The organism is Candidatus Methanoplasma termitum, assembly GCF_000800805.1.
Taxonomy (GTDB): Archaea; Thermoplasmatota; Thermoplasmata; order Methanomassiliicoccales; family Methanomethylophilaceae; genus Methanoplasma; species Methanoplasma termitum.
Map to the genome: position 1 here is coordinate 1,010,832 of NZ_CP010070.1, position 25,693 is coordinate 1,036,524.

Consider the following 25,693-nt stretch of genomic DNA (forward strand, 5'->3'; position numbering starts at 1 on the left):
ATTTGTCGCATAGGAAGACCGGTGTTCAGCTCTGCCCTTTAGACTCAGCCGATATCATCACCGTCCTGTTCTTCGAGACCCCTCAGGTCCCTCAATTCCCTAAGCCTGTTCTCAAGCAAAGACTTATCCGGCAGACATAATTGATATGCGGCGACAAGCGCCGGGGACATGCTGCGGCTTAATGAATACTCAACGACGGCTTCGTCTTTCCCCGCGCAGATTATCAGCCCGACACTCGGGTTCTCATCGGGCTTTTTTACCTTGCGGTCGAGAGCCTCCAGATAGAACTCGAGCTGCCCCATGTGCTCGGGTTTGAAGTCGGTGATCTTCAGTTCGACCGCGACAAGGCACGAGAGCCTGCGGTTATAGAACAGAAGATCGATGTAGAAGTCTGTGTTCCCAACGCGTATGCGGTATTCCTCCCCGACAAATGTAAAATCCGTCCCGAGCTCCAAAATGAAATCGCGCATGTTCGCAACGATCGCCTTCCTTATGTCTTTCTCGCTATGGCGTTCGGGAAGATCGAGAAAATCGAGAACATAACCGTCGCGGAAGATCGTCAGACCGGTATTCTTCGAGACGAGCGGTTTGTTGATCTCGCCTGATATCAAAGTGCGTTCGAACATGTGGCTTTCGACCTGCCGTTCCAACTCTCTGGAGGAATAATTGTTGCTGATCGCCAACTGCATATAGAACTCGCGTTCTTCATCTGTCTTGCATCCGAGGATCTTCGTGTTAAGGGTCCAGCTTAATTCTCTCAGCAGTGATGAGAGTTTTTCGTTGTCTTTGTAGGTCTCATAAAGTTGTTTCATGCGCCAAATGTTCTGCGGAGAAAAGCCTTTGATCTCCGGCCTTTTGACTTGAATATGCTCGGAAAATTCCTTTACGACAGACTTTCCCCATTCTCCGTTCTTGACTTTATTGCTGACGTACATGCCGATGTTCCAGTATAGATTTATGAGCTCACGGTTCACCATTCTGAAGGTGTTCTCCCTTGCACGATCTATGATGGAAATCATCTCATCAAAGTCGGAATTCAGACGGATCCTGATATTTCTTCCGTTTTCATGCGTGAACGCCTCTTTTTTTACAATCTGATTGTCGGAAATATCACGCTTACTGAACTGTGCCAGCCACTGTTTGAACTGCTCTGTTTTTTGAGACCGTATTTGTTGAATTATAAGCAGAGTGTGCTCAGCATCTACGACGTCGGTTAAACGCATCTTTCCATCATCGGCAAGCAGTTTCAACTGTACGATTTTTTCGTACGGTTGACCTCCTTCGGCCTTTAGTCTGCGCTTCAAATCGCTCCAATAACGCCGGGGATCGTCTGTCCCCGTTAACGCTTCTACCACATCGACAACCGAAAGGTACCACTCCTGTTCATCCTCTTTCCAAACTGTACGAATGCGCTTGCCCTCGAACAATTGTACTTTTCTTTCTTCCATTCACGCCGCCCCCGGTATATTGTTAACACTCATTGTTACACCTCATACCCCTTCGTTTTGGGGTCTGTACCGGGAAACTCATCAGGTTCATCGGCAGTGTCGCTTCCCACAGCTCCGGTCGCGATCAAAATACTCCGAAGAGATTATCGCAGATCCGTTTTTTTTGAACTGTTTCCGTGCCGATTGATGATACACGGCGGAGATAGTATTTAATCTCTCCAGGGGGAGGTGTCCGAAAGTACCGAAAGTACAGGATCTGTTCAAAAAAATGGATTCTCGGAGGCAGTTACCGAGAAGAGAACAGGCTCGGCTTGAACACAGAAATATATCATAATGCGATTCCGCAGCATGGAGACATCGGTAAAGCACGATGAGGGACGCGGCAGGTTCGACCTTTATGCGGACGGGAAGAAGGGAGGATACCTTACCTACGAAATATACGGCGGGTCTTTGGATATCCAACATACGGTCGTAGAACCGGAGTTCAGAGGGAAGGGGCTTGGGGAAATTCTCCTGGATGCGGCCGTGAAGTATGCAAATAAAAAAGGGTTGAAGATCGTACCCTCGTGCAGTTTTGCGGCGAAGAAGTTATCATGATCCTGTTCTCATGCGACGTGATGTTCGGCGGGGCCACGGGCTGGGAGAACGTTGTCGTCGTAGTAGTGTTGATAGGGGGTGCATTGGTGATCTCCGCTTTGTCTGATAGAAGGAAGAAGAGAAGGGAGAAGTGAGAGGCCACACCTCTCTTAATCACCTACTTCTGTTTCCCTTATCTCTTTTGCGACTCTTGATATGACCTTGAAAAATGTCATCGTGTGGTAATCCTCTAGCAAATCGTAGATCTATTCAGTTGCGATTTCTTCCTCTGACTCCTTGAGCTCCTCTGCAATCGTCAATATTGCTTTGGCGTATGCTTTGTGGTCGTTGGCCATCGTGCAGAGTTTTTCATACAGTTCTTTTTCTTCTGATAGATTTTGTTTTATCATAATGAATGGATTTCTTCGTTTTCCATTTATAATGTGAGTACTACGTGTAGTATACACTTCGAGATCGACTCATTTAGCGGGTATGAAAATCACAAGAATTCAGTTCATGAAGATCTTCACGTCGTTGATGTAAATGTTGCAATAGGTTCTTCCAAAAAAACCGCTATTTATGGTGGCGGTCACTGTCTCTCCGGAAGGCGTCTTCCCAATAAGGCTGCCTCCGAGAGGTCCTCCCTGGCTGTCGACCTCCTTTCCGTTGATGTATAGTGTGCATTTGTTCCGTCTTTTTTCGACAGAGATTTTATCCCAATTGTGATTGACAGTCCATTTCTGCATTCTTACCATCCTTTTTTTCTTAACAAATATTTATGAGATGTTTTTATGAGTTTTGGAATATCTTAACATCGTCAACATAGATATTACAATGTATTTTCAATACACCTGAATTCAGAATTGCCTTCACCGTTTCTCCAGACGGGGTCTTCCCCACAAGCGTGGCGCCTACCGCATACATTCCTTTCATTGTATCGACCACTTGTCCGTTAATAAGTAAGGAGCATGAATTCAATTTGTTTTTGACCTCGATCACATTGCCGTTATGTTCTATTCTCCATTTTGGAGATATTCTCAACGTATCGGTCAGGGGCTCACATCCCGGTTTTCGAGATCTGCGGACTCACGCATAAAGGCATCATCTCTTTGAGAATATATCTCATCTGTTTTTATTAAACTTGCAGATTATTATTGCTAAATTGCTACGTGTAGTATAACTGTAGTCCTATGTATTGATATCCTAACAAAGAAAAACCGTCGAACATGATAACGAGAACATTATCAGAAGAAACGGAGCTGTATCACAGGATACTAAAGATCGCAGAAGAATATGAGAGGGAAATGTTCATTGAGGCAATGTTCGAAATAATGGACACCATCTTGGAAGAGAATCGATTCTCTTTCTACCGGAATCAATTTCCACCGAATTGCCCCGATTGCGGCATAGAGATGGAATTGCGTTTTGGAGACAATCACACATTCTGGGGATGTCCCAACTCTCGGTTCACCGGATGTAAACAGAGGGCCTACACAGAGTGAACAATTATCAAAACCACTTACCCAGCAGTCAATATATGATCTGCTGGGGCAGTGGTAACCATTTAATAATGGTTTTTCATTCAAGTGTTTACGGGCTGGTAGATCAGTGGTTACATCGCTTGCTTTGCAAGCAAGATATCGCGCGTTCGACTCGCGCCCAGTCCACCATTATTCTACAACACTGCGTTTTTCAGAAAAAGTTTTTCAACCCCCGATCTCCTGCTTGATCTACACACAGTAGAAATTCTTATTAAATCATAACTCGCGATCTCCTGCTTGATCTACAAATAGTAGAGATTCACTTTTTCGGCGTTTGAACACACGGCTTCATGCTTGATCTACAAACAGTAGAGATTCATTTCGGTGAATAATAGAAAGTATCCAACACAATCTTTCCCTCGTCCGTGAGGAAATATCTTTTCTTGAATTCGTCTCTATACACCCATCCGTTTGATATCCATTTCTCTACAAAATCGCGGAAATAATACACCGAGTCGGATCTTGTAATCTTGACCTTTCCTTTGTTGTCAAAGACGACCTCCCCTCCTTCTCTTCGCCAAATATCAAGGTCCTTCAGAACCCTTATTACTTCTGGGCCTTTGGTAGAGAGTTTCTTCTTATTCATTTCATCCAATGCCCTGAGCCCAAGGATCACATTACGATCTGGTATTGGCATGGAATATTTCGGAAGACACTTAGGGTCGCGGACGGATTCGGTAAGGCCCACAGGCTTGTCATTCAGATCATAGAATGTTCCGCGGACATCTTTTACTTTATACTCCACAGTACTGACCGAGAAGGGTATTGTTCCCGGCATCATCATGGATGCGATCGCAGCAGCGGCCGCATACTCTGACGTGCCCGCAGAAATGTTTACAAAAATGTCCGATGGTTCATCCTTCTTATTCTCTTCTTCGATGATGCTGAGCACCGTTCTCAGCATGATGGTGAAGTCGTTAACATTCTCCATGTGTCTGATTATATCAATGGGAACTGTTGCGTTTTCCGATATCAGTTCACATACGCGTTCACAGAATTCCATGTATATCTTGCCGTTTTCGCTTTGAGGGTCCTTTATGTAATGTATTAGATGAACTTTTGTTGCGTCGTAGAATTTTACTGGATCTGTGATCTTCACAGTCTCGAATGTAACGCACGAGATCACTATTCTTTCTCTCCGTCCCGACACCATGTGTGGTGGATTGACATAGTTATATACAAATATTCTGTTACTACAGACATATGTTGAAATAATTGAAAAAATCGTATTTCCCCAAGTAATAAATATATACACTTAGTTTCTCTTTCCATGAACAACTATGATGAGTTTACCAAACTGTACCCAATACAGAAAACGATAAGGTTCGAATTGAAGCCGCAGGGAAGAACGATGGAACACCTCGAAACATTCAACTTTTTCGAAGAGGACAGGGATAGAGCGGAGAAATATAAGATTTTAAAGGAAGCAATCGACGAGTATCATAAGAAGTTTATAGACGAACATCTAACAAATATGTCTCTTGACTGGAATTCTTTAAAACAGATTTCAGAGAAATACTATAAGAGTAGAGAGGAAAAAGACAAGAAAGTTTTTCTGTCAGAACAGAAACGCATGAGGCAAGAGATAGTTTCTGAGTTCAAAAAAGACGATCGGTTTAAAGATCTTTTTTCAAAAAAATTGTTTTCTGAACTTCTCAAGGAAGAGATTTACAAAAAAGGAAACCATCAGGAAATTGACGCATTGAAAAGTTTTGATAAATTCTCAGGCTATTTTATTGGGTTGCATGAGAACCGAAAAAATATGTATTCTGACGGAGACGAGATCACGGCTATCTCTAACCGTATTGTAAATGAGAATTTCCCGAAGTTCCTCGACAACCTTCAGAAATATCAGGAAGCTCGTAAAAAATATCCAGAGTGGATCATTAAGGCAGAATCTGCTTTAGTTGCACATAATATCAAGATGGATGAAGTCTTTTCCTTAGAGTATTTCAACAAAGTCCTGAATCAAGAAGGAATACAGAGATACAATCTCGCCCTAGGTGGCTATGTGACCAAAAGTGGTGAGAAAATGATGGGGCTTAATGATGCACTTAATCTTGCCCATCAAAGTGAAAAAAGCAGCAAGGGAAGGATACACATGACTCCACTCTTCAAACAGATTCTGAGTGAAAAAGAGTCCTTTTCTTATATACCAGATGTTTTTACAGAAGACTCTCAACTTTTACCATCCATTGGTGGGTTCTTTGCACAAATAGAAAATGATAAGGACGGGAATATTTTTGACAGAGCATTAGAATTGATATCTTCTTATGCAGAATACGATACAGAAAGGATATATATCAGGCAAGCGGACATAAACAGAGTTTCTAATGTTATTTTCGGGGAGTGGGGAACACTGGGGGGGTTAATGAGGGAATACAAAGCAGACTCTATCAACGACATCAATTTGGAGAGAACATGCAAGAAGGTAGACAAGTGGCTCGACTCAAAGGAGTTTGCGTTATCAGATGTATTAGAGGCAATAAAAAGAACCGGCAATAATGATGCTTTTAATGAATATATCTCAAAGATGCGCACTGCCAGGGAAAAGATTGACGCTGCAAGAAAGGAAATGAAATTCATTTCGGAAAAAATATCTGGAGACGAAGAATCGATCCATATTATCAAAACCTTATTGGACTCGGTGCAACAGTTTTTACATTTTTTCAATTTATTCAAAGCGCGTCAGGACATTCCTCTTGATGGAGCATTCTATGCGGAGTTCGATGAAGTCCATAGCAAACTGTTTGCTATTGTTCCGTTGTATAATAAGGTTAGGAACTATCTTACGAAAAATAACCTTAACACGAAAAAGATAAAGCTAAACTTCAAGAATCCAACTCTGGCAAACGGATGGGATCAAAACAAGGTATATGACTACGCCTCCTTAATCTTTCTCCGCGATGGTAATTATTATCTCGGAATAATAAATCCAAAAAGGAAAAAGAATATTAAATTCGAACAAGGGTCTGGAAATGGCCCATTCTACCGGAAGATGGTGTACAAACAAATTCCAGGGCCGAACAAGAACTTACCAAGAGTCTTCCTCACATCTACGAAAGGCAAAAAAGAGTACAAGCCGTCAAAGGAGATAATAGAAGGATATGAAGCGGACAAACACATAAGAGGAGATAAATTCGATCTGGATTTCTGTCATAAGCTGATAGACTTCTTCAAGGAATCCATCGAGAAGCACAAGGACTGGAGTAAGTTCAACTTCTATTTCTCTCCAACTGAATCATATGGAGACATCAGCGAATTCTATCTGGATGTAGAAAAACAGGGATACCGGATGCATTTTGAGAATATTTCTGCCGAGACGATTGATGAGTATGTCGAAAAGGGGGACTTATTCCTCTTCCAGATATACAACAAAGACTTTGTGAAAGCGGCAACCGGAAAAAAAGATATGCACACCATTTATTGGAACGCGGCATTCTCGCCCGAGAACCTTCAGGATGTGGTAGTGAAACTGAACGGTGAAGCAGAACTTTTCTACAGAGACAAGAGCGACATCAAGGAGATAGTTCACAGGGAGGGAGAGATACTGGTCAATCGTACCTACAACGGCAGGACACCTGTGCCTGACAAGATCCACAAAAAATTAACAGATTATCATAATGGCCGTACCAAAGATCTCGGAGAAGCAAAAGAATACCTCGATAAGGTCAGATATTTCAAAGCGCACTACGACATCACAAAGGATCGCAGATACCTGAATGATAAAATATACTTCCATGTGCCTCTGACATTGAATTTCAAAGCAAACGGGAAGAAGAATCTCAATAAGATGGTAATTGAAAAGTTCCTCTCGGACGAAAAAGCGCATATTATTGGGATTGATCGCGGGGAAAGGAATCTTCTTTACTATTCTATCATTGACAGGTCAGGTAAAATAATCGATCAACAGAGCCTCAACGTCATCGATGGATTCGATTACCGAGAGAAACTGAATCAGAGGGAGATCGAGATGAAGGATGCCAGACAAAGCTGGAATGCTATCGGGAAGATAAAGGACCTCAAGGAAGGGTATCTTTCAAAAGCGGTCCACGAAATTACCAAGATGGCGATACAATACAATGCCATTGTTGTCATGGAGGAACTCAATTATGGGTTCAAACGCGGACGTTTCAAAGTTGAGAAGCAGATATATCAGAAATTCGAGAATATGCTGATTGACAAGATGAATTATCTGGTATTCAAGGATGCTCCGGATGAAAGTCCGGGAGGAGTCCTCAATGCATATCAGCTTACTAATCCGCTTGAAAGTTTCGCTAAACTTGGGAAACAGACAGGAATTCTTTTCTATGTTCCGGCAGCCTATACTTCGAAGATAGATCCGACGACCGGGTTTGTCAATCTTTTCAATACTTCAAGTAAAACGAACGCACAGGAAAGAAAAGAATTCTTGCAAAAATTCGAGTCGATCTCCTATTCCGCTAAAGACGGAGGAATATTCGCATTCGCGTTCGATTATCGGAAGTTCGGAACGTCAAAAACAGACCACAAAAATGTATGGACCGCATACACGAACGGGGAAAGGATGAGGTACATAAAAGAGAAAAAACGCAACGAACTGTTCGACCCCTCGAAGGAGATCAAAGAGGCTCTCACTTCATCAGGAATCAAATATGACGGCGGACAGAACATATTGCCAGATATCCTGAGGAGCAACAATAACGGTCTGATCTACACAATGTATTCCTCTTTCATAGCGGCCATTCAAATGAGGGTCTATGACGGGAAAGAAGACTATATCATCTCGCCGATAAAGAACAGCAAGGGAGAGTTCTTCAGGACCGATCCGAAAAGAAGGGAACTTCCGATAGACGCGGATGCGAACGGCGCGTATAACATTGCTCTCAGGGGCGAATTGACGATGCGTGCGATAGCGGAGAAGTTCGATCCGGACTCGGAAAAGATGGCGAAGCTAGAACTGAAACATAAGGACTGGTTCGAATTCATGCAGACAAGGGGGGATTGATGACCGAGAATGCGATTTTGCTATCGAACATAAACGACTTTTTATTCTGTCCAGTCTCGATTTATTTCCATAACCTAATGGGAGACTCGGACAGAATGATATCCCAATCAAGATGTCAGATCAACGGAACACATGCGCATGAAACAATAGAGGATGGGCGGTACACATCAAGAAAAGATGTATTGCAGGGAATGGAAGTCTATTGCGAAAAGTATGGTTTGATTGGGAAAATAGATCTCTTGGACATAAAGAAAAAAATGTTGACAGAGCGGAAGAAAAAGATATCTCGTCTGTACGATGGGCAGATATTCCAAGTATATGGTCAATATTTTGCCCTGAAAGAGATGGGATACGAGATTGAAAAGATCCGTGTATACAGTATGGACGACAATAAAAGCTATGACATCACCGTTCCGGAGGAAGACCCAGTCATGACGCACAAGTTTGAAGAAACGATCCTAGATATGCACACTTTCAATCCCGATGATTACGTCCAGACGAATCCCTGCAAATGTTCTAATTGCATATATGAACCAATGTGCGGGAGTTCTAGTCTGGAGGTAAAACATGATGTCAGTTGACACATTCCAGAAAAAACAGGCGATCTTCGTTTTTACAAGAGACGGCGACAAAATCTCATTTAGCAATGACAATCTTGTGGTAAAGAATGGGGATGAAGTGCGTCTTCAGTCCACATGTTATCGAATCTTTGCTCTTTTCATTGTGGGAGACGTGACGATAACGTCAGGTATAATCCAAAGATCAAGAAAGTTCGGTTTCCCAATATTTTTGATGTCTGGTTCATTCCGTACCTATGACATCATCGGCCACAAGACCGAGGGCAATTATGTTCTGAGGAAGATACAATATGACCACGATGGTCTCGACATAGCGAAACACATCGTGGAGAATAAGATCCGCAATCAGATTGATACATTAAAATTACAAAGATGGAAGGATAACGGGATGAGAGCTGACATATCGTCGCTTGAGCGATATGCAGAATCCGTGAGGAACTTCGATGACGACTTCAGAGGACTCATGGGCATCGAAGGATCAGCTTCAAGGATATATTTCAGGAACAATTTCAGCATGGAGGCATGGACAGGCAGGAGGCCACAGATTAAGGCTGATTTTATCAACAGCACCTTGGACATAGGATATACGATCCTTTTCAACTTCGTTGATGCAATGCTGGAGCTATACGGATTCGATACTTACAAAGGCGTATATCATAGAGAATTCTACATGCGAAAGTCGCTTGTTTGCGATATGGTGGAACCATTCCGCCCGCTTATAGATTGGCAGGTTAGGAAGGCTGTGAACTTAGGGCAATGCAAACCAGAGGACTTTAACGTTTCAAACGGACGATTTTTGTTAGATATTTCAAAGAACAAGGATTATGTGGGGTTTTTGATGAAGCCACTGTTAGAGTCAAAAGAGCAGATCTTTGTTTATTTCCAAGACTTCTATCGTGCAATAATGAAACATAAACCAATTTCTGATTTTCCAATCTTCAAGATTTTGGAGGAAGAATGATCCTTATCAGTTATGATATCCAGGATGACAAACTGCGCACAAAATTCTCAAAATACATAAAGAGATTCGGGCACAGGCTGCAGTATTCTGTATATGAGATCGACAATTCTGAAAGAATACTCGATAATATTATCACAGATATCAACAACAATTTCATGGACAAATTTTCTGAAGCAGATTCGGTACTAATCATTAAACTTTCAAAAACATGTGATGTGATAAGGATGGGTTATGCGATACATGAGGAATCAGACATTGTAATCGTCTGATGCAAACCCCGGTCTTAATTTTTCATTTCGTCAGTTTTCAAATAATTTGTACAATCAAAAGCGTTATATTGTTATTTGATGTTGTCATATATGTAAAAAGCGGGTCTGAATAGACCAAAAACCCACAATGAGTCTCAAAACTCATTCGAATCTCTACTCTTTGTAGATAGGCGCAGGACCTGGGCTGTAATCCCTCAAAACTCATTCGAATCTCTACTCTTTGTAGATAAATTGTTCAAAAGGATCTTATGAAGCTCAAAACTCATTCGAATCTCTACTCTTTGTAGATTCCATCATTGCGGTATAATAGATACTCTCAAAACTCATTCGAATCTCTACTCTTTGTAGATAATTTAGAGATAATAAGAAAAAACTCTCAAAACTCATTCGAATCTCTACTCTTTGTAGATGTGACCTGTGCACCAGGACTCATGGCTCAAAACTCATTCGAATCTCTACTCTTTGTAGATGTGTTAGCAATATCTATCACCTGTAGGCTCAAAACTCATTCGAATCTCTACTCTTTGTAGATATAAGGTTGAAACTATAAATTCTGAAACTCAAAACTCATTCGAATCTCTACTCTTTGTAGATAAACCTAACCAGCCGATACTCAGGCGCTCAAAACTCATTCGAATCTCTACTCTTTGTAGATGTACACTCAGGGTGTCTGGCTCTACTCTCAAAACTCATTCGAATCTCTACTCTTTGTAGATAGCTGAAACCTGATTAGTAACGGCCGTCTCAAAACTCATTCGAATCTCTACTCTTTGTAGATGGATTGATAAAAGTTGTATCTATTGGCTCAAAACTCATTCGAATCTCTACTCTTTGTAGATGTCTTAGGTGATAAAATGAACAACGACTCAAAACTCATTCGAATCTCTACTCTTTGTAGATGGCTGATAACCCTGAATGCGATGAGAGACTCAAAACTCATTCGAATCTCTACTCTTTGTAGATAAGAGTTGAATCCCGACCTGAAGGTCCTCAAAACTCATTCGAATCTCTACTCTTTGTAGATACTGAGATTGCGCCTGCGCCGTGGATCTCAAAACTCATTCGAATCTCTACTCTTTGTAGATGCCCACAGTTTTACAAGTCCGATATCTCAAAACTCATTCGAATCTCTACTCTTTGTAGATGACAAATTAAACAACATGAAAGAGCAGCTCAAAACTCATTCGAATCTCTACTCTTTGTAGATTAAATGCGCCATGCGTCCCCGCTGGACTCAAAACTCATTCGAATCTCTACTCTTTGTAGATAACACGGCGTTGATTGCGTCCGCGTCCCTCAAAACTCATTCGAATCTCTACTCTTTGTAGATGGCACAGTTATGGATAATAACCTTCCGCTCAAAACTCATTCGAATCTCTACTCTTTGTAGATGTACTGCACACCCGACAGCGTGGTACCTCAAAACTCATTCGAATCTCTACTCTTTGTAGATAATGCAGTTAAGCTATTAGCTTAACTCTCAAAACTCATTCGAATCTCTACTCTTTGTAGATGAGGGATGGACTACTTGCCCAGACGTAACTCAAAACTCATTCGAATCTCTACTCTTTGTAGATGTAATGTGTCAAGCACATACTATGCGTCTCAAAACTCATTCGAATCTCTACTCTTTGTAGATTAGATATACTCGAAGTCTCGAACATGCTCAAAACTCATTCGAATCTCTACTCTTTGTAGATAGATCAACTTCGATCATCCGAGGATCTCAAAACTCATTCGAATCTCTACTCTTTGTAGATAACGGAGAACGAAAGATCCTGTCCTCCCTCAAAACTCATTCGAATCTCTACTCTTTGTAGATTAACATAACCTTCGCTTCCTGTATCGACTCAAAACTCATTCGAATCTCTACTCTTTGTAGATACGTTCACTAATCTCACTGGCTGTAAGCTCAAAACTCATTCGAATCTCTACTCTTTGTAGATTTTGTGAACGAAATAACTGCCACATCCTCAAAACTCATTCGAATCTCTACTCTTTGTAGATGTATGAGAACCTTGTGATTGGGGTATCTCAAAACTCATTCGAATCTCTACTCTTTGTAGATTCGGAGCTCCAGGGCGGAATGTGCGCGCTCAAAACTCATTCGAATCTCTACTCTTTGTAGATTATACGGTATCGGATAACGCAGGATCTCAAAACTCATTCGAATCTCTACTCTTTGTAGATAGTGCGCCCTCAAGTACGGAAAATAGCTCAAAACTCATTCGAATCTCTACTCTTTGTAGATAAGTAGTCAAGGACTTTTGTAACGGCCTCAAAACTCATTCGAATCTCTACTCTTTGTAGATTCTCAAGATACTGGTTCTGATCGCAGCTCAAAACTCATTCGAATCTCTACTCTTTGTAGATAGTATCGCCGAGTAGTCCCAATTCAACCTCAAAACTCATTCGAATCTCTACTCTTTGTAGATAAATACACACCAACAGAGTTTTAACCTCAAAACTCATTCGAATCTCTACTCTTTGTAGATTAATAAGAAGGAACGCCTAAGTTGGAACTCAAAACTCATTCGAATCTCTACTCTTTGTAGATTAACAGCAACCAAGGCCATCACAGTATACTCAAAACTCATTCGAATCTCTACTCTTTGTAGATTCAGGTAATGTTCCTTCTCAGACAGTCTCAAAACTCATTCGAATCTCTACTCTTTGTAGATGACGCCATTCTCGGTGCGTATCGACTCTCAAAACTCATTCGAATCTCTACTCTTTGTAGATCAAGATACACACCCGGTGTGTAAGGAGCTCAAAACTCATTCGAATCTCTACTCTTTGTAGATTGTAAGAAAAGGGGGTGGTTCGGTGCTGCTCAAAACTCATTCGAATCTCTACTCTTTGTAGATCTCACTCAGCTAACGAACCTCACAGACTCAAAACTCATTCGAATCTCTACTCTTTGTAGATCACAACAGATCGGCCTTGATGCATGGGCTCAAAACTCATTCGAATCTCTACTCTTTGTAGATAACACGTCCATAATCTTAACCAGATACTCAAAACTCATTCGAATCTCTACTCTTTGTAGATAAGTCCGCCCATAACCTTTCTTTGTCCTCAAAACTCATTCGAATCTCTACTCTTTGTAGATGTCATGGATACGAGGCTTGATTGTGCCTCAAAACTCATTCGAATCTCTACTCTTTGTAGATAAATTCGGTGATGGACAGGGCACGGCGCTCAAAACTCATTCGAATCTCTACTCTTTGTAGATAGTTATCATTTCGCGCTCAAACTCTTCTCAAAACTCATTCGAATCTCTACTCTTTGTAGATAATATATATACGCGCGAGCAACTGGCCTCAAAACTCATTCGAATCTCTACTCTTTGTAGATGGCAGCAATCCGCGGATGAGCCCAAGCTCAAAACTCATTCGAATCTCTACTCTTTGTAGATTCACTAGTGGCAGGGCACAATTTGGAGAAAAAACTCAAAACAAATCTCTTAATATCCTCTTCTCTTATTCATTCTCAAACATATCGGATGGGAAAACATGAGCGGCAAACGTAAAGCGGCGATCGCATTCATTATCATCGTAGCAATAGGCGCAGCAGGATATCTCTACATCCACTCCGACTACTACGGAGACGCCGGCCCTCATGATATTACCGTTAAGATCAACTACCCCGATGCGGGGATCCTCTCCACCACGTTCGGCCATGTGGAACATGGGGATCTTTTCTCGGTGACTGTGGAACCGAACAACAACGGATACACTTTCGTCGGATGGTTCGAAGGGAATACCAAGCGGTCCACTCTTAAGACCTATGTCTTCCTTCCCAAGAGCGACACCACCTTGACGGCATGGTTCTCCCTCGATCACGACGCATCATTCACCGCTACGCCCGATGTCGCCAACTATCCGTCGACAGTCACCGTCACATCCTACCGCAACGTCGAGATCTCTCAGAGGTCGTGGGTCGTGACGGACGAGTTCACCGGCATGGAATTACTGAACACCGCCACGGACGGTGGCGGCGACAGTTCTTTCTCTTTGAGTATCGACACGGCGAGCCTTCTCTCGATCACGCAGAGCATAACATACACTGACGGTGAAACTTCCACATACACATCACTGAAGGTGGTGGACGATCTGATAATGAAACACTTCGAGTGGAGATTCAGAGAGGACAGTCTGTATTCGCCGATAACCGATATCTTCAGCATAAACAACGGGTCCATCAAGTGGGATGTTCAGTTGTCTCAAACATGGTACAATAACGCATTGAACTCACCGCTGCCTAGGGACGGGACGATCGCGGATGATAAGATGGGAAACTTCGTCACATCCGATGACCCAGTGATCAAACAGATGGCTTATGAACTCTCGATGTTCACATCGAAGATGAATGATATCGACAGAGTGAACTGTGTTCTGAAATTCGTCCAGCAGTGTTTCCCGTACCAGTACGATATTGACGGAAAAGGTGTTATCGATTACTATAAACTGCCTGCCGAAACATTATGGGAGGGCAAAGGGGATTGCGAGGATCATGCGTTCCTGTTCGCATCGCTGATCAAAGCCATGGGGTACGATGTCGTGCTGTACGGTGTGGAATTCTACGATCAGAACAATGTTCTCATAAGTGAGCATATGGCGGCGGGAGTGGCTGTTCCGGGAGGGACCGGATACTTCACAACGATCGACGGAGTTAACTATTACTATTGTGAAGCTACGTTCGAGACGAGTGTTACTTGGTACAACGATGCTAACGTAGGGTATCTCCCGACCGGCTATGTGGTTGTGAAGACTTTCGCCGTTTGAGCATCCGATGTGCCTGCCGCTTATCGGCCACTTATCGGCCATGCACATATAGTCAAACTATAATGTGACCGGTTCAATTATTGGGGCGGTGCCCCGATTTTTGGGTTTACAATTGATGCTCAGTTGTCGCAAATTTTGCGATAACTGATAGTAATTTTCTTTGTCCCAGCAATGTCAAATGTGTGGTCTCGGCGGTGGGGCTTCCTTATTCCAATTACATGTTCATTTACATGCTCATTTACATGTTCATTTACATGTCCATTCGTGTTTAGAGTGGACATTTTTTCCAATTTATCTCCTCTGTTCTTCGAACAATCTTCTTTTTGATTTGCTTCGGTGTACGGGATTTTAGAACTCTTTCTAAAAAATGATATTTCGCCCATTGCCAATGGGCGAAATGTAAAAATAACTATGTGGAACAAAGAGTATGATATTTTCCATCCGGATCATTCATCATCGTCCTTTGCCTCATAATAGTGATCGATCTGTTTGGGAACATCACTGCGTGGCATCCCCTTACGCCGTTCGAGCCGCTCTTTTGCTTCGGCCGCTATCTCCTTTATCTTGCGCTCGAACTCCTCCTTTGGCGGAAGGTCTGTCCAGTATTCCGCCACCCCGATGCCGGCTTTATCCATTTCAAGCAATTCCACCTTTTTGCGGTTCGCCGATGTGCAGAGGATAAGTCCTATCGGCTGTTCCTCGCCTTCCTTCCGCTCATACCGGTTGAGCCATTTCAGATATAACAGCATCTGACCCATATATTCCGCCTTGAATCTTCCTATCTTCACCTCGACTGCGACCAACCTCTTATGTTTCCGATGGAAGAAAAGCAGATCCAGAACTATATCCTCACCATCTATTATCATCCGTTTTTGGCGTTCTACGAAAGTAAAACCGTTGCCGAATTCGAGTATGAATGATTCCAGCCCGGCCAGGATGGCTTTTTCGAGATCCGCTTCGTGAAAATTCTCTTTCAAATCGAAAATATCCAACAGATACGGATCCTTGAATACATTGAACGGAATGACGGATTGCTCCGATATCTCGGTGTTTGCTATCTCCTGTCTTTCATATGCTTTGCGGGATATCTGGCGACGGAGTTCTTGTACCCCATAGTTCCGTGCGATGGCGTCGTTTGCGTAATACAGCCGCGCCTCATCTGATTTCAACGGCAACAACTCTATAAAGTGAGACCAGCTCAATTTTGCCGACAGCGCCGGCAAAATCTCTGGGTTAGCAAAACGCTCCGCAAAAAGCATCATTCTATAAAGGTTGCGTTCGGTAAAACTCTGTCCATAGGTTGTTACCAATTTTGCCGACAGCGTCGTCAAAATCTTTTTACCGTAATCAGCACGCTTGTTTTCGAGTATGGTTGAATTGATATATTGTCCGACCTCCCAGAACATCATTGTCACTTCTTGATTTACATGATCATATGCTCTGCGTTTCCGATGCTCGATTATTGCTGCGATGTTTTCGAAAAGGTCGTTCTCGTCTATTTGCTGACCGGCGTTGTCCGGCAACTGCGTGCCGGACTCCTGAGGAGCTTTCGAGCGTCTTCCGCTCATGGTTCATCACCTCCTTCGCCGGACTCTTCATTCAAGAACCTCTCCCGCTCGAAAAGCCTCCTTTCCGACTCTATCTCCATGCAAAGCTCTTCTTCGGACGGTATGTACATTTTGTACTTCGAAGCGAAAACCTGTGTGTTGTCCTCGGGAAGGGTGTACCTTACGATCGTATCGCTCTTGCTGGCACATAATATTATCCCTATGGGCTTGTTGTCGCCTTCCTCCATCAGCTCTCTGGTGTAGTAGTTGACATACATCTGCATCTGGCCGATATCCTGGTGCGTTAGTTCGCCCGTCTTGAGATCGATAAGAACAAAGCACTTCAACCGATAGTTGTAGAACACCAAGTCAATGTAGAAATGGCGACCGTCCAAACTTATCCTTTTCTGGCGTGCCTCAAAAGTAAAGCCGTTACCGAGTTCCAACAAAAACTTCTGCATGTGTGTTATCAAAGCTTTTTCGAGGGTCGATTCGCGAAAGCCGGAATTGTGATCCAACCCGGCGAACTCCAGAACACTCGGATCTTTGATTATGTCCTCTGCCGTTCTCCCTGGTTCCTTCTTTATTATCTCGTCTCTTATCTCTTCCTTGTTCCGGCTTGCCAGAACACGTTCGTAGCAGAAGCTGTTGATCTGTCTCTCAAGCTGTCTGGTGCTCCAGTTGCCGTTTGCGCATTCTTCTAAGTAGTAGTTGCGGGCCCGGGGGTTTTCTACACGAAGGATCAACCGATAGTGGGTCCACGACAATTCGGAACGCACTGCGTTCCAGTTTGGCAACGTCGAATAGAACTGCCGCATATAACGTAAGTTGCGATCGTCAAACCCTCTCCCGTATTCTGCCGTTAACTGCTTTGACAGACTTTTGATAAGTCCGTCACCGTATGCGGCACGCTCTGCTCCGCCTTGTTTTTCAACAATGAGCCGACCGATTTTCCAATATGCTTCGACCATGAAAGAGTTCAAAGCCGCATATGCTCTGCCTCTGGAACTGTTCAGAATTTCTCTCACTTCTTTGAAGAGATTCTCTTCGATGATCTCTTCTGGTACGTTCGCCGCTATTTGCGGCTCGTCCTTATCTCTGATTATTTTTGCCATAGTTCGCACTCCTTTTTTGCAAGTGCTTACATATCGGAGATCGCTGCGTTTGCCGCAGCATCCCCGCCTATGGCTGAGTTCTAAATGTCCTTACGGCTCATTGAAACAGCTGGTACAGAGACCCGTTTACTCGCTGCATTTTTACATGGAAAGGATGGTATATAAGTCTTAGGGAGGGGTGTCCGAAAGTACCCGAAAGTACAGACAAGATGATGATTTTTTTTATATCTGGCTATATGCTTATGCTTGAGTTGATATATCATGAATATCTTGACCAAAACGCCGGCATATTTTTGACATTTGAAAAAGGCTACGCACTGCGTGACCAATTGATATGGACGCATTATCGCCTATGCGCGTAAAATCCCTTTTCAGTCTTAATCATGCCCAAAGCAAATACCTAAGCATAGAATATCTGCCCCTCATTTAGTATTCCTTGGACGGGTGGCAGAGAAGTTCTGACGAAGAAATTGTTTTCTTCTCCGTCTCTGCGACACGACCTTCGATGCATTCGAAACGTTCGCTGACAGCATATCTCTTCAAGATGTAGTCCTTAAGAACACAATTTGCCAATTGGGGAAATTGAGTTCCTCATTTTGATTGACACAGTACCCAACAGAAATGATAATGTCAAGATCATAGTAATTTTTTTGCTTGGTAGAAAAATCGGAATTTCCGATTTTCTTCATTGAGATTGCCTAATCTGGCTCTCCCTCAAAACGAACTATAAAGAAATCCTTTATGGTTGGTCTTTATCACATTACGTCCATTTTTTTCTCGGGTTGGTGTCCATTTTCCAGAATCATTTACTCCAAAATGCTTCTGTGCGCCTTTTTCAAAGAACTTTAATATATTACCATTAGAGTATTGAAAGACAGGTTGCCCCGTGGCAACTCAGTGGAGAGATGTGGTCCCTATATCACTCACCTTCACATTTTCTATTTCGTCCATCACCGATGGACGATTTGGAGGATCGGTGCCGGACCCTGTCGTCTATGAAAAGGAATCGGTCATGGAACCCTCTTATTTGCGCACGTGAATTGGCTATATTACACATTATGTTCCTCGATTTCCGATCTGAACCGTTGCAAAATCCGCAACGGTTGATCCGGCGGCGAATTCTTCCTCGGGATGAGAGAAACACATGTTTCCATAAAAAGTAGTATAACTGTATTGTTTACCTTATAAGTAGATCATGAGACCGATTAGGGAACATGGAAAGATACTACTTATTCCCTGGAGAAAGAGAGGATTATGAGAAGTTCGTGATCGCATTGTACGAAGACCGGGAAAAAGCAATGAAGAACAAATGCACTTCGCTTTCAGATGAAATGGTAGTTTATCACATGATCTGTGACATGATGGAATTCTTTGAAATAGACATGGTGATGAGAACATTCAAAAAGATCAAAAAGGAAATGAAAGAGGTCGATAACGAATCAAAACGTTCACCGCCTTTTTTCTGAAGACAGGGATACCGGAGACCTTGCGTTTTCATGGGATGTATGCGAGGGTCTGCGTATATCTCTCCATTCCAGATATGTTCAGCCTTGGCGTGCCGTCCGGGAAGCGCCCTACATCGATCCTTTGTCCGTTGATATCGAACACTTTATTCCTCTCCGATCAGGTTTACCTGGCACATCTTCATTGTTATAAGGGCGGCCTTGTGGCTCTCCTCGGTCACGCCGGCGCAGCAGCCTGCGTCCACGGTAACGACGGTCTCCGGGAACTTCGCCTTCAGTATCAATGCGTTCGATACTACGCATATATCAGAGCACAGTCCGCACAGCTCGATCTCATCATACTCGCCAAGACCTTCCGCCAATTCCAGCGAACCGAAGGTGGTCTTGTCGAATATCTTACATCCGGTTGTGTTAAGTTCGTCGGCGATCCTGTGGCCGTCTGTGCCTTCGATACAGTGAACGACAGGGAGCCTTCTTCCCTCCTGCGTCTCCAAATAATCGGCATAGTGGGTGTCGCGGGTGAAGATTATCTTGTCCCCCGCCTTTCTGTAGCTTTTTATCTTCTCTTGAACAGCGGGAACGATCGCCTGCGCCTGCGGCGAGCCTAACGAACCGGTGATGAAATCGTTCTGCATGTCGACCACTATCAACAGTCTTCTCATTGTGCTTCCTTTCCTTTGTTATCCTTTGGTCTTTGGATGTATATCTTTGCGGGCCGGTGGCCCTTGTCAGCCGTATATCGATCGGTCTCTTCCACCATGTCGTTGATCTTCCTTCGGAAATTGGCGGCGAGCTCTTTCCTGCCAGTTATGGTCTCGTACACATTCTGCAGTTCCGTCAGGGTGAACTCCTTTGGCATCAGGCGGAAGATGAGATCGGTGTAGTGGATCTTCATATGCAGTCTTTCCAACGCCGTGCGGATGATCGTGAAGTGGTCGAACCCGAGATCGTCTTTTGATAGAGGTGTTCCGTTCCTTTCGATTGCAAAGGATGATCCTTGGGGACGGATGGTGAACCATTCCTCGCCGCTGATGTTATCTGATTGTTCTTCGTTCAGAAGGCAGAGATATGCTATCGAGAGGACCCTTGCACTTGGATCCCTTCCAATATCGCAGAAGGTGTAAAGCTGCTCAAGATAGCACTGTGCCACCTTCGTTTTGTCGCTCAGTTTAAGCTTGATGTTATCTTCCGGTAATTCATCGATGTTGAGGAAACTTCCGGGCAGGCACCATTTCCCTGCAAAGGGTTCTTCCTTGCGTTTATAGAGTAATAAACGCAGTTCGGTCATGGGGAGCTTACGGTAGTTGCCGGGCTCCTTTGTGCTGACCGTGAAAACGACCGCATCGGTGGTGACGAAGGGGTGCTCATGGCCGAATATGGGTTTCATGATATCATCTTTATGTTATTAATAAAATGATAATATCATATTAGATGTATAAAGATTGGGGTCAAATGATAGTCATACGGAGTATGATTACAGAAAAGATGTGAAAAATGGGACGTGTGTTTTGTTTTTAATCTGTAGAATGGAGAGAGGATCTCCTCGCAGGTGTTGACAAAACCGTCGCTGTCGAGGCCTTCGGGTAGAGGGCACTCATTGAAGTGAAATGGGAATGACATTTTTATTTTCCTTTATTGAAAAGAGCAGCATTATGTTCACTTAGTTTCTGTTAATTTATTGGTAATCAGAAATCTATCTCACTTCATTCTTCTGCTCTCCTGTGTTTGATCTTTGGGTCAGAATGTTTTTTTTCACATTCCTTACAAACATCCTTCCATGGTGAAAGGAACCCTTTCTTGTACTGACGAGTGCAATCCATGCAAATGAACTTCCCGCAGTCTGAGCATGTGTGTGTTGTCCTCGCCAGAGCCTGACAATAATCACAATAAGTAAGTCCTTCTGTTCTGATATTCTTTGCTAATAAGGTGAACTTATCATTTTTGTTCTCTATGAATGTCACATCTGATTTCGTTCCAAAGGTCTCGAACTCAATGTTAGCAACGTAATATTTTAGTAGATACTCAAAGGATACTTTCACGTTCTTCGGCTTCGGTGAGCAGGTCTTTGTGTAATGACTGCCGTTGTTCCCAAAATAAGAGACATCTTCTGTGAGTCTCTGAATCATCCTTTCTCTGATGTCCAATTCGATCTGCTTTATATTCAGCTGAGCCGGCATAGGCCCCTCAATCTTATCTCCATCTGATAGCTTAATGGTAATGCCGGATGCCTCTGGTATATTCTCTAACGTGTTGCTATCCAGAAGAACGTTGAACTCTTGATCTAATCTTTTTATCACTGTGCCATTCGACATCTTAAAATCTTCGTGCGCTGAGATGTGTAAGAATACGCCATATTTCACGACCCTATCATTTTTTATTATTTTTAGATTCGGTTCGACCTTTGTCCTTCCTGAATTTCGGACGTTTATGAAATTGGATGTAATAATGCTCTTAATCTCATTGGGGTCATATGGTGCCAGCGTGCAAATCGTTATGTTATCCGAGGTGGGATTCAGCAGGATTCTGTACCCATATTTGGAACCAATTGACTTCAGATCATAGAAATCCATTGTTTCAATGTGGAGTCTATTCTCATTGATGTGATTTATCGCATCATCGCTGAATCCGCCGGTGCATATAAGAAGACCCTTTTTCACGCCATCTGTCATCATTGCCGAGTGTAATTTTTGTACAACGGGCCTGCCTATTGGTTTGTGGTGATGTTTGCATTCAACGTACATCACATCGGTTGGAGAGAAACGGACGATCAGATCCTTTCCGCCATCGCCGACAAGCGGTACATCTTCCACTTCTGCTTTATAGTGTCCTTGCAATAGTTTTTGACATAATTTCTCAAACCCCTCACCATCATAGTCGCAGAGGTATATGTTCTTCAAGTCATCCATTGAGTTCACCATAATTTCATTGAAATGTGTTTAGAGGAGACTAACCATTCTGGGCAGACGTCTCACTAATTAAATAAACTCCTCATATTTATCTACTTTTTGGATGTCGGTATAGATAAGGCCTTAATATCAAACAGATGAGATTTCTTGGAGGTTCGTATTTTTTGCTGTGCTTTCCTTTGCTCATATCGGTGCCAATGTATATTTATATTTCAAAAATAATATTTAGATGGGTGTAAAATGGCTAAAAACACTGGCGAAAGCCATAGACATGGTGCAGTACGAGAACGCTCTCAGACTTACAATCCAAAAACGGAGCAACATGTGAAACGTAATACAAATGATGGACGTTTCATGGATGTAAAACAAGATGGAAAAAAGTTCAAGGGTGTGCGTGAAGAAAAATAATTCCATAAAAAAAGCAACCCTCCCATATTACTTTTTCATGGAGTTTATTGTTTGAAGCCCCCTTTTTGATAGATTGTTTAGGCATATACCTCCAATTTATGCAATCTTTTTATTCAGATAGACCTTCTCACAAGTATGGGAAAAAACACATTAGGAAGAAACAAGTGTGGAAGACATCTTAACCCAAATCCTTCGAGGGCGCGTGTCTTCTTTTCAAGCAGAAATTGCGATGCTGGACAGGTTGGATTTTTAAAATCACAAAGGAGAACAACAAAAAGTCTCGACTTCATAGATTATGGGATTAAGAACCCCTATTTATTGGGATGGAAAAATTCTGCAAAATATAGAATACGAAACTCAGACGCAGTTGTTGTTGGAATCGGAAAAACCACATATAAGAGTAAAAGTGTCAATTGGGAAGTAAAAACCGCTAAAAAATTCAACAAACCAATCATTGGTGTCAAATTAAGTAAGGGCGTAAAGGTGCCAGATACCATCAGAAAGAACGGTAAAATAATAAACTGGGAGTGTAACACCATTCAGAGGGAAATAGATAAATCAAAAAATAAAAGAACCTGAGTGTAGAATTAGTGATAACATGTTTAGAAAAGCCCTTATAATAGGCATAAACAACTATCCACGTTCGCCACTATCTGGTTGCATTAATGACGCAACTGCTGTTGCTGAACTACTAAAGACCAACCATGATGGAACAAAGAACTTTGATGTATTGTTAATTAATGATGTAAAATCAAAGTCGGAATTGATGAAACACATCAAAAGCCTATTTGATGGTGCCAATGATGTATCTCTCCTATACTTCTCTGGGCATGGATGCTTTGATGAAATCGGCGGGTATCTTGTCACTCCCGATTATAAAGAAAATGATATGGGCGTGAATATGCGAGACATCATTACTCTTGCTTCCAAATCGAGGTCGAGGGATAGAATAGTGATTGCTGATTGTTGTCACTCAGGTATGTTGGGTTCAATGGACATTACCGAAGATACTACTGTTTTGCGCGAGGGAATGACGATTATGGCTGCTTGCAACAGAGAAGAAAGTGCCATAGAGTCATGCGGGCATGGAGTATTCACAAACTTATTAGTTGAAGGTTTAAAGGGCGGCGCATCAGACTTATCAGGAAATGTTTCCCCAGGCGGCCTGTATGCTTATATCGATAGGAGTTTGGGGCCATGGGATCAAAGACCGATTTTCAAAACAAATGTAGCAAGGTTCTCCACAATAAGAAAAACTGCTCCCCCCATAGCTCGCGAAACAATGATGAAAATAACAGAGATTTTTAATTCGCCTGACACTGAATTACAATTAGATCCATCTTTTGAATGCACAAATAATCCTACAACTAAACCATTGCTATTAGAGCCTTTTTCAGATGAAAAGAATGTAAAAACATTCAAAATTCTTCAACAACTAGAGAGTGTTGGCATAGTTGTACCAATTGGAGAGAGACACATGTACTATGCGGCCATGAATTCAAAGTCGTGCAAACTTACTTCATTAGGTAAGCATTATTACTACCTCAGCAAAATAGGGAGAATATAACGTGGCAAAGAGAGCATTCATAAGTTTTGACTACGATCATGATTTGGAAATAAAAGAAGCACTAGTTGGGCAAGCAAAGCTCCCCGATTCCCCTTTTAGCATTGTTGATGTCTCCATCAAAGAGGCGATTGACACTAACTGGAAAGAATATGCTCGGAAAAAAATCAAGTCGTGCGATGTCGTTGTTGTGCTATGTGGAAAGCACACAAATGGAGCCAAAGGTGTGACCGCAGAGATATCAATTGCCCAAGAAGAAAACGTTCCTTACTTTCTTCTAAAGGGCCATAAAAATGAAAGTGTCCGACCAGTTGGCGCAAGGAATTCAGACAAGATGTATGACTGGACATGGGACAATTTAAAAGCACTATTCGCAGGCAGAAGATGAGTTTCATCTTAAACGATAGTATCAGAAACCTATAAGAACAATAATCAAATACAAGGGTTCAACGGGCTCGTGGTCTAGGGGTTATGACGTTTCCTTGACATGGAAGAGGTCGCCGGTTCAAATCCGGCCGGGCCCACCATACTGTTTTTTAACTGTTGTCCGATCCAGATCGGAAAAAGAAAAACATTGGTTAATGATATGACTCAGAATGAGAAGAATCAGTACATAGGCGATCTTCGATTGTGCCAACAAAAAAAAATTGTGTTACGACCTTTTATAAAATGGGCCGGTGGTAAAAACCAACTGCTTCCCGAAATTCAAAAAAGATACCCTAAAGAGCTCGGGAAGGACATCAATAAGTATGCCGAGCCTTTTGTCGGCGGGGGTGCAATACTATTTGATATTGTCACCAGCTATGATTTGGATAAGATTTACATCAGTGACGTTAATAAAGAGCTTATTGCCACTTACAAAGCAATAAGAGATAATCCTGAAAAAATAATCGAGATACTCTCCGAGCTTGAGAAACAGTACCTTTCAATGGAAGAGTCGGATAGAGAGGAATTTTTTTACAAGAAACGCCAACGGTATAACGAAGTAAAGAAGGATGAAAATGCAGATGAGACAGAGTTACCAGCACTGTTTATTTTCTTAAACAGAGTTTGTTTCAATGGACTATATCGCGTAAACAGCAAAGGAGATTTTAACGTGCCTCATGGTTCCTATAAAAATCCAAAAATATGTGACAAAGACAATCTAAAAAATATTTCTTCTAGTTTGAAAAATATTGAGATTGTTTGCGGAGAATATGACCTTTCCAAAGATTTCATCGATGAGCACACTTTCGTTTATTTTGACCCGCCTTACAGGCCGATAAATCAAACATCGTCTTTTACCTCATACACAGACTGCTCTTTCAACGATGATGACCAAAAAGGGCTGGCTGATTATGCAAAGGTTCTCTCAGAAAAGGGAGCTAAAGTCATGGTAAGCAACTCTGATCCTAAGAACTATTCTGATGATGGTTTCTTTGATGAGCTTTATTCAGACTTTAATATCGAACGTATTCCTGCTACTAGAATGATTAATTCCAACGCAGAAAAAAGAGGAAAAATAAATGAGTTGTTGATCACAAACTACAAGGTTTGAGATTAA

22 protein-coding genes, 2 tRNA genes and 1 CRISPR repeat array are annotated in these 25,693 nt (G+C 42.3%); of the genes, 15 read left to right on the top strand and 9 right to left on the bottom strand.

Annotated elements, in window-relative coordinates; all coding sequences use genetic code 11:
• Positions 1 to 44 precede the first annotated feature (44 nt).
• The gene (locus Mpt1_RS04870) at positions 45 to 1,448 is read right to left on the bottom strand and encodes a PDDEXK nuclease domain-containing protein (protein WP_082007255.1); all 1,404 of its coding nucleotides are present in this window, start codon (positions 1,446 to 1,448) and stop codon (positions 45 to 47) included.
• A 348-nt stretch (positions 1,449 to 1,796) separates the two neighbouring features.
• On the opposite strand from Mpt1_RS04870, the gene Mpt1_RS04875 reads away from it, so the two are divergent.
• Together Mpt1_RS04875 and Mpt1_RS07720 are read left to right on the top strand one after the other, a co-directional pair.
• Entirely contained in the window at positions 1,797 to 2,045 is a 249-nt protein-coding gene (locus Mpt1_RS04875) for a GNAT family N-acetyltransferase (protein WP_048112730.1), read from the top strand.
• The gene (locus Mpt1_RS07720; RefSeq protein WP_158386767.1) at positions 2,042 to 2,179 is read left to right on the top strand and encodes a hypothetical protein; all 138 of its coding nucleotides are present in this window, start codon (positions 2,042 to 2,044) and stop codon (positions 2,177 to 2,179) included. The genes Mpt1_RS04875 and Mpt1_RS07720 overlap by 4 nt, the downstream gene beginning before the upstream one ends.
• Positions 2,180 to 2,290: 111 nt before the next feature.
• Here the strand turns inward: Mpt1_RS07720 and Mpt1_RS07725 are convergent, their stop codons facing one another.
• Together Mpt1_RS07725 and Mpt1_RS04880 are read right to left on the bottom strand one after the other, a co-directional pair.
• Positions 2,291 to 2,434, bottom strand: coding sequence for a hypothetical protein (locus tag Mpt1_RS07725; RefSeq protein WP_158386769.1), 144 nt, complete (start codon positions 2,432 to 2,434; stop codon positions 2,291 to 2,293).
• Positions 2,435 to 2,533: 99 nt separating this feature from the next.
• Positions 2,534 to 2,779: a hypothetical protein gene (locus Mpt1_RS04880; protein ID WP_048112732.1), complete on the bottom strand. Its 246-nt coding sequence runs from the start codon at positions 2,777 to 2,779 to the stop codon at positions 2,534 to 2,536.
• A 471-nt stretch (positions 2,780 to 3,250) separates the two neighbouring features.
• Here Mpt1_RS04880 and Mpt1_RS04890 point away from each other — a divergent pair, with 471 nt between their 5' ends.
• Positions 3,251 to 3,526: a hypothetical protein gene (locus Mpt1_RS04890; RefSeq protein WP_048112737.1), complete on the top strand. Its 276-nt coding sequence runs from the start codon at positions 3,251 to 3,253 to the stop codon at positions 3,524 to 3,526.
• 92 nt (positions 3,527 to 3,618) lie between these two features.
• Positions 3,619 to 3,694: transfer RNA gene (locus Mpt1_RS04895), tRNA-Ala, on the top strand.
• A gap of 187 nt (positions 3,695 to 3,881) precedes the next feature.
• Here Mpt1_RS04895 and Mpt1_RS04900 read toward each other — a convergent pair.
• Complete coding sequence (locus Mpt1_RS04900; protein WP_048112739.1) at positions 3,882 to 4,718, bottom strand: HFX_2341 family transcriptional regulator domain-containing protein; 837 nt, start codon at positions 4,716 to 4,718, stop codon at positions 3,882 to 3,884.
• 117 nt (positions 4,719 to 4,835) lie between these two features.
• Here Mpt1_RS04900 and cas12a point away from each other — a divergent pair, with 117 nt between their 5' ends.
• The 5 genes from cas12a to Mpt1_RS07605 all read left to right on the top strand — a co-directional run bounded on the left by cas12a (position 4,836) and on the right by Mpt1_RS07605 (position 15,147).
• The gene (cas12a, locus tag Mpt1_RS04905; RefSeq protein ID WP_048112740.1) at positions 4,836 to 8,552 is read left to right on the top strand and encodes a type V CRISPR-associated protein Cas12a/Cpf1; all 3,717 of its coding nucleotides are present in this window, start codon (positions 4,836 to 4,838) and stop codon (positions 8,550 to 8,552) included.
• Positions 8,552 to 9,133 (top strand): type V CRISPR-associated protein Cas4, encoded by a 582-nt coding sequence (gene cas4 / locus Mpt1_RS04910; RefSeq protein WP_082007257.1) that lies wholly within the window; start codon positions 8,552 to 8,554, stop codon positions 9,131 to 9,133. The genes cas12a and cas4 overlap by 1 nt, the downstream gene beginning before the upstream one ends.
• Positions 9,120 to 10,091, top strand: coding sequence for a type V CRISPR-associated endonuclease Cas1 (gene cas1 / locus Mpt1_RS04915; protein WP_052399292.1), 972 nt, complete (start codon positions 9,120 to 9,122; stop codon positions 10,089 to 10,091). Before cas4 ends, cas1 begins: the two co-directional genes overlap by 14 nt.
• Entirely contained in the window at positions 10,088 to 10,360 is a 273-nt protein-coding gene (gene cas2 / locus Mpt1_RS04920) for a CRISPR-associated endonuclease Cas2 (protein ID WP_048112749.1), read from the top strand. Before cas1 ends, cas2 begins: the two co-directional genes overlap by 4 nt.
• 133 nt (positions 10,361 to 10,493) lie before the next feature.
• Positions 10,494 to 13,778: direct repeats of the CRISPR family, unit length 35 nt; unit sequence CTCAAAACTCATTCGAATCTCTACTCTTTGTAGAT.
• 97 nt (positions 13,779 to 13,875) lie between these two features.
• On the top strand, positions 13,876 to 15,147 hold the full coding sequence (locus tag Mpt1_RS07605) for an InlB B-repeat-containing protein (protein ID WP_048112751.1): 1,272 nt from the start codon (positions 13,876 to 13,878) through the stop codon (positions 15,145 to 15,147).
• A 446-nt stretch (positions 15,148 to 15,593) separates the two neighbouring features.
• Here Mpt1_RS07605 and Mpt1_RS04935 read toward each other — a convergent pair whose 3' ends face one another.
• Both Mpt1_RS04935 and Mpt1_RS04940 read right to left on the bottom strand, forming a co-directional pair.
• Positions 15,594 to 16,715 (bottom strand): PDDEXK nuclease domain-containing protein, encoded by a 1,122-nt coding sequence (locus Mpt1_RS04935; protein ID WP_082007258.1) that lies wholly within the window; start codon positions 16,713 to 16,715, stop codon positions 15,594 to 15,596.
• The gene (locus Mpt1_RS04940) at positions 16,712 to 17,746 is read right to left on the bottom strand and encodes a PDDEXK nuclease domain-containing protein (protein ID WP_148305873.1); all 1,035 of its coding nucleotides are present in this window, start codon (positions 17,744 to 17,746) and stop codon (positions 16,712 to 16,714) included. Before Mpt1_RS04940 ends, Mpt1_RS04935 begins: the two co-directional genes overlap by 4 nt.
• Before the next feature lie 1,277 nt (positions 17,747 to 19,023).
• Between Mpt1_RS04940 and Mpt1_RS04945 the strand changes: the two genes are divergently transcribed.
• Complete coding sequence (locus Mpt1_RS04945; protein WP_048112757.1) at positions 19,024 to 19,275, top strand: hypothetical protein; 252 nt, start codon at positions 19,024 to 19,026, stop codon at positions 19,273 to 19,275.
• 143 nt (positions 19,276 to 19,418) lie between these two features.
• Here the strand turns inward: Mpt1_RS04945 and Mpt1_RS04950 are convergent, their stop codons facing one another.
• The 3 genes from Mpt1_RS04950 to Mpt1_RS04960 form a co-directional block, all read right to left on the bottom strand.
• Positions 19,419 to 19,934 carry a cysteine hydrolase family protein gene (locus Mpt1_RS04950; protein ID WP_048112760.1) on the bottom strand — a complete coding sequence of 172 codons (516 nt, stop codon included), beginning with the start codon at positions 19,932 to 19,934 and terminating at the stop codon, positions 19,419 to 19,421.
• On the bottom strand, positions 19,931 to 20,659 hold the full coding sequence (locus Mpt1_RS04955) for an NUDIX hydrolase (RefSeq protein WP_048112762.1): 729 nt from the start codon (positions 20,657 to 20,659) through the stop codon (positions 19,931 to 19,933). The genes Mpt1_RS04950 and Mpt1_RS04955 overlap by 4 nt, the downstream gene beginning before the upstream one ends.
• A 316-nt stretch (positions 20,660 to 20,975) precedes the next feature.
• Positions 20,976 to 22,178: a restriction endonuclease gene (locus tag Mpt1_RS04960; RefSeq protein ID WP_048112764.1), complete on the bottom strand. Its 1,203-nt coding sequence runs from the start codon at positions 22,176 to 22,178 to the stop codon at positions 20,976 to 20,978.
• A gap of 543 nt (positions 22,179 to 22,721) precedes the next feature.
• Here Mpt1_RS04960 and Mpt1_RS04965 point away from each other — a divergent pair.
• From Mpt1_RS04965 to Mpt1_RS04985, 5 genes are all read left to right on the top strand, one after another.
• Complete coding sequence (locus tag Mpt1_RS04965; protein ID WP_048112765.1) at positions 22,722 to 23,165, top strand: TIR domain-containing protein; 444 nt, start codon at positions 22,722 to 22,724, stop codon at positions 23,163 to 23,165.
• 19 nt (positions 23,166 to 23,184) lie between these two features.
• Positions 23,185 to 24,153 (top strand): caspase family protein, encoded by a 969-nt coding sequence (locus tag Mpt1_RS04970; protein ID WP_048112767.1) that lies wholly within the window; start codon positions 23,185 to 23,187, stop codon positions 24,151 to 24,153.
• A gap of 1 nt (position 24,154) precedes the next feature.
• Entirely contained in the window at positions 24,155 to 24,538 is a 384-nt protein-coding gene (locus Mpt1_RS04975; protein ID WP_048112770.1) for a TIR domain-containing protein, read from the top strand.
• Positions 24,539 to 24,601: 63 nt separating this feature from the next.
• Positions 24,602 to 24,677 (top strand) — tRNA-Val (locus tag Mpt1_RS04980).
• 86 nt (positions 24,678 to 24,763) lie between these two features.
• Positions 24,764 to 25,687: a DNA adenine methylase gene (locus Mpt1_RS04985; RefSeq protein WP_048113873.1), complete on the top strand. Its 924-nt coding sequence runs from the start codon at positions 24,764 to 24,766 to the stop codon at positions 25,685 to 25,687.
• Positions 25,688 to 25,693 lie beyond the last annotated feature (6 nt).

Coding starts and splice junctions, on each gene's coding strand:
- Mpt1_RS07720 (WP_158386767.1), top strand. CDS start 2,042: ATGATCCTGTTCTCATGCGACGTGATGTTCGGCGGGGCCACGGGCTGG.
- Mpt1_RS07605 (WP_048112751.1), top strand. CDS start 13,876: ATGAGCGGCAAACGTAAAGCGGCGATCGCATTCATTATCATCGTAGCA.
- Mpt1_RS04965 (WP_048112765.1), top strand. CDS start 22,722: ATGGGAAAAAACACATTAGGAAGAAACAAGTGTGGAAGACATCTTAAC.
- cas4 (WP_082007257.1), top strand. CDS start 8,552: ATGACCGAGAATGCGATTTTGCTATCGAACATAAACGACTTTTTATTC.
- Mpt1_RS04890 (WP_048112737.1), top strand. CDS start 3,251: ATGATAACGAGAACATTATCAGAAGAAACGGAGCTGTATCACAGGATA.
- Mpt1_RS04875 (WP_048112730.1), top strand. CDS start 1,797: ATGGAGACATCGGTAAAGCACGATGAGGGACGCGGCAGGTTCGACCTT.
- cas12a (WP_048112740.1), top strand. CDS start 4,836: ATGAACAACTATGATGAGTTTACCAAACTGTACCCAATACAGAAAACG.
- cas2 (WP_048112749.1), top strand. CDS start 10,088: ATGATCCTTATCAGTTATGATATCCAGGATGACAAACTGCGCACAAAA.
- Mpt1_RS04950 (WP_048112760.1), bottom strand. CDS start 19,934: ATGAGAAGACTGTTGATAGTGGTCGACATGCAGAACGATTTCATCACC.
- Mpt1_RS04955 (WP_048112762.1), bottom strand. CDS start 20,659: ATGAAACCCATATTCGGCCATGAGCACCCCTTCGTCACCACCGATGCG.
- Mpt1_RS04900 (WP_048112739.1), bottom strand. CDS start 4,718: ATGGTGTCGGGACGGAGAGAAAGAATAGTGATCTCGTGCGTTACATTC.
- Mpt1_RS04880 (WP_048112732.1), bottom strand. CDS start 2,779: ATGGTAAGAATGCAGAAATGGACTGTCAATCACAATTGGGATAAAATC.
- Mpt1_RS04945 (WP_048112757.1), top strand. CDS start 19,024: ATGGAAAGATACTACTTATTCCCTGGAGAAAGAGAGGATTATGAGAAG.
- Mpt1_RS04960 (WP_048112764.1), bottom strand. CDS start 22,178: ATGGATGACTTGAAGAACATATACCTCTGCGACTATGATGGTGAGGGG.
- cas1 (WP_052399292.1), top strand. CDS start 9,120: ATGATGTCAGTTGACACATTCCAGAAAAAACAGGCGATCTTCGTTTTT.
- Mpt1_RS04970 (WP_048112767.1), top strand. CDS start 23,185: ATGTTTAGAAAAGCCCTTATAATAGGCATAAACAACTATCCACGTTCG.
- Mpt1_RS04935 (WP_082007258.1), bottom strand. CDS start 16,715: ATGAGCGGAAGACGCTCGAAAGCTCCTCAGGAGTCCGGCACGCAGTTG.
- Mpt1_RS07725 (WP_158386769.1), bottom strand. CDS start 2,434: ATGATAAAACAAAATCTATCAGAAGAAAAAGAACTGTATGAAAAACTC.
- Mpt1_RS04870 (WP_082007255.1), bottom strand. CDS start 1,448: ATGGAAGAAAGAAAAGTACAATTGTTCGAGGGCAAGCGCATTCGTACA.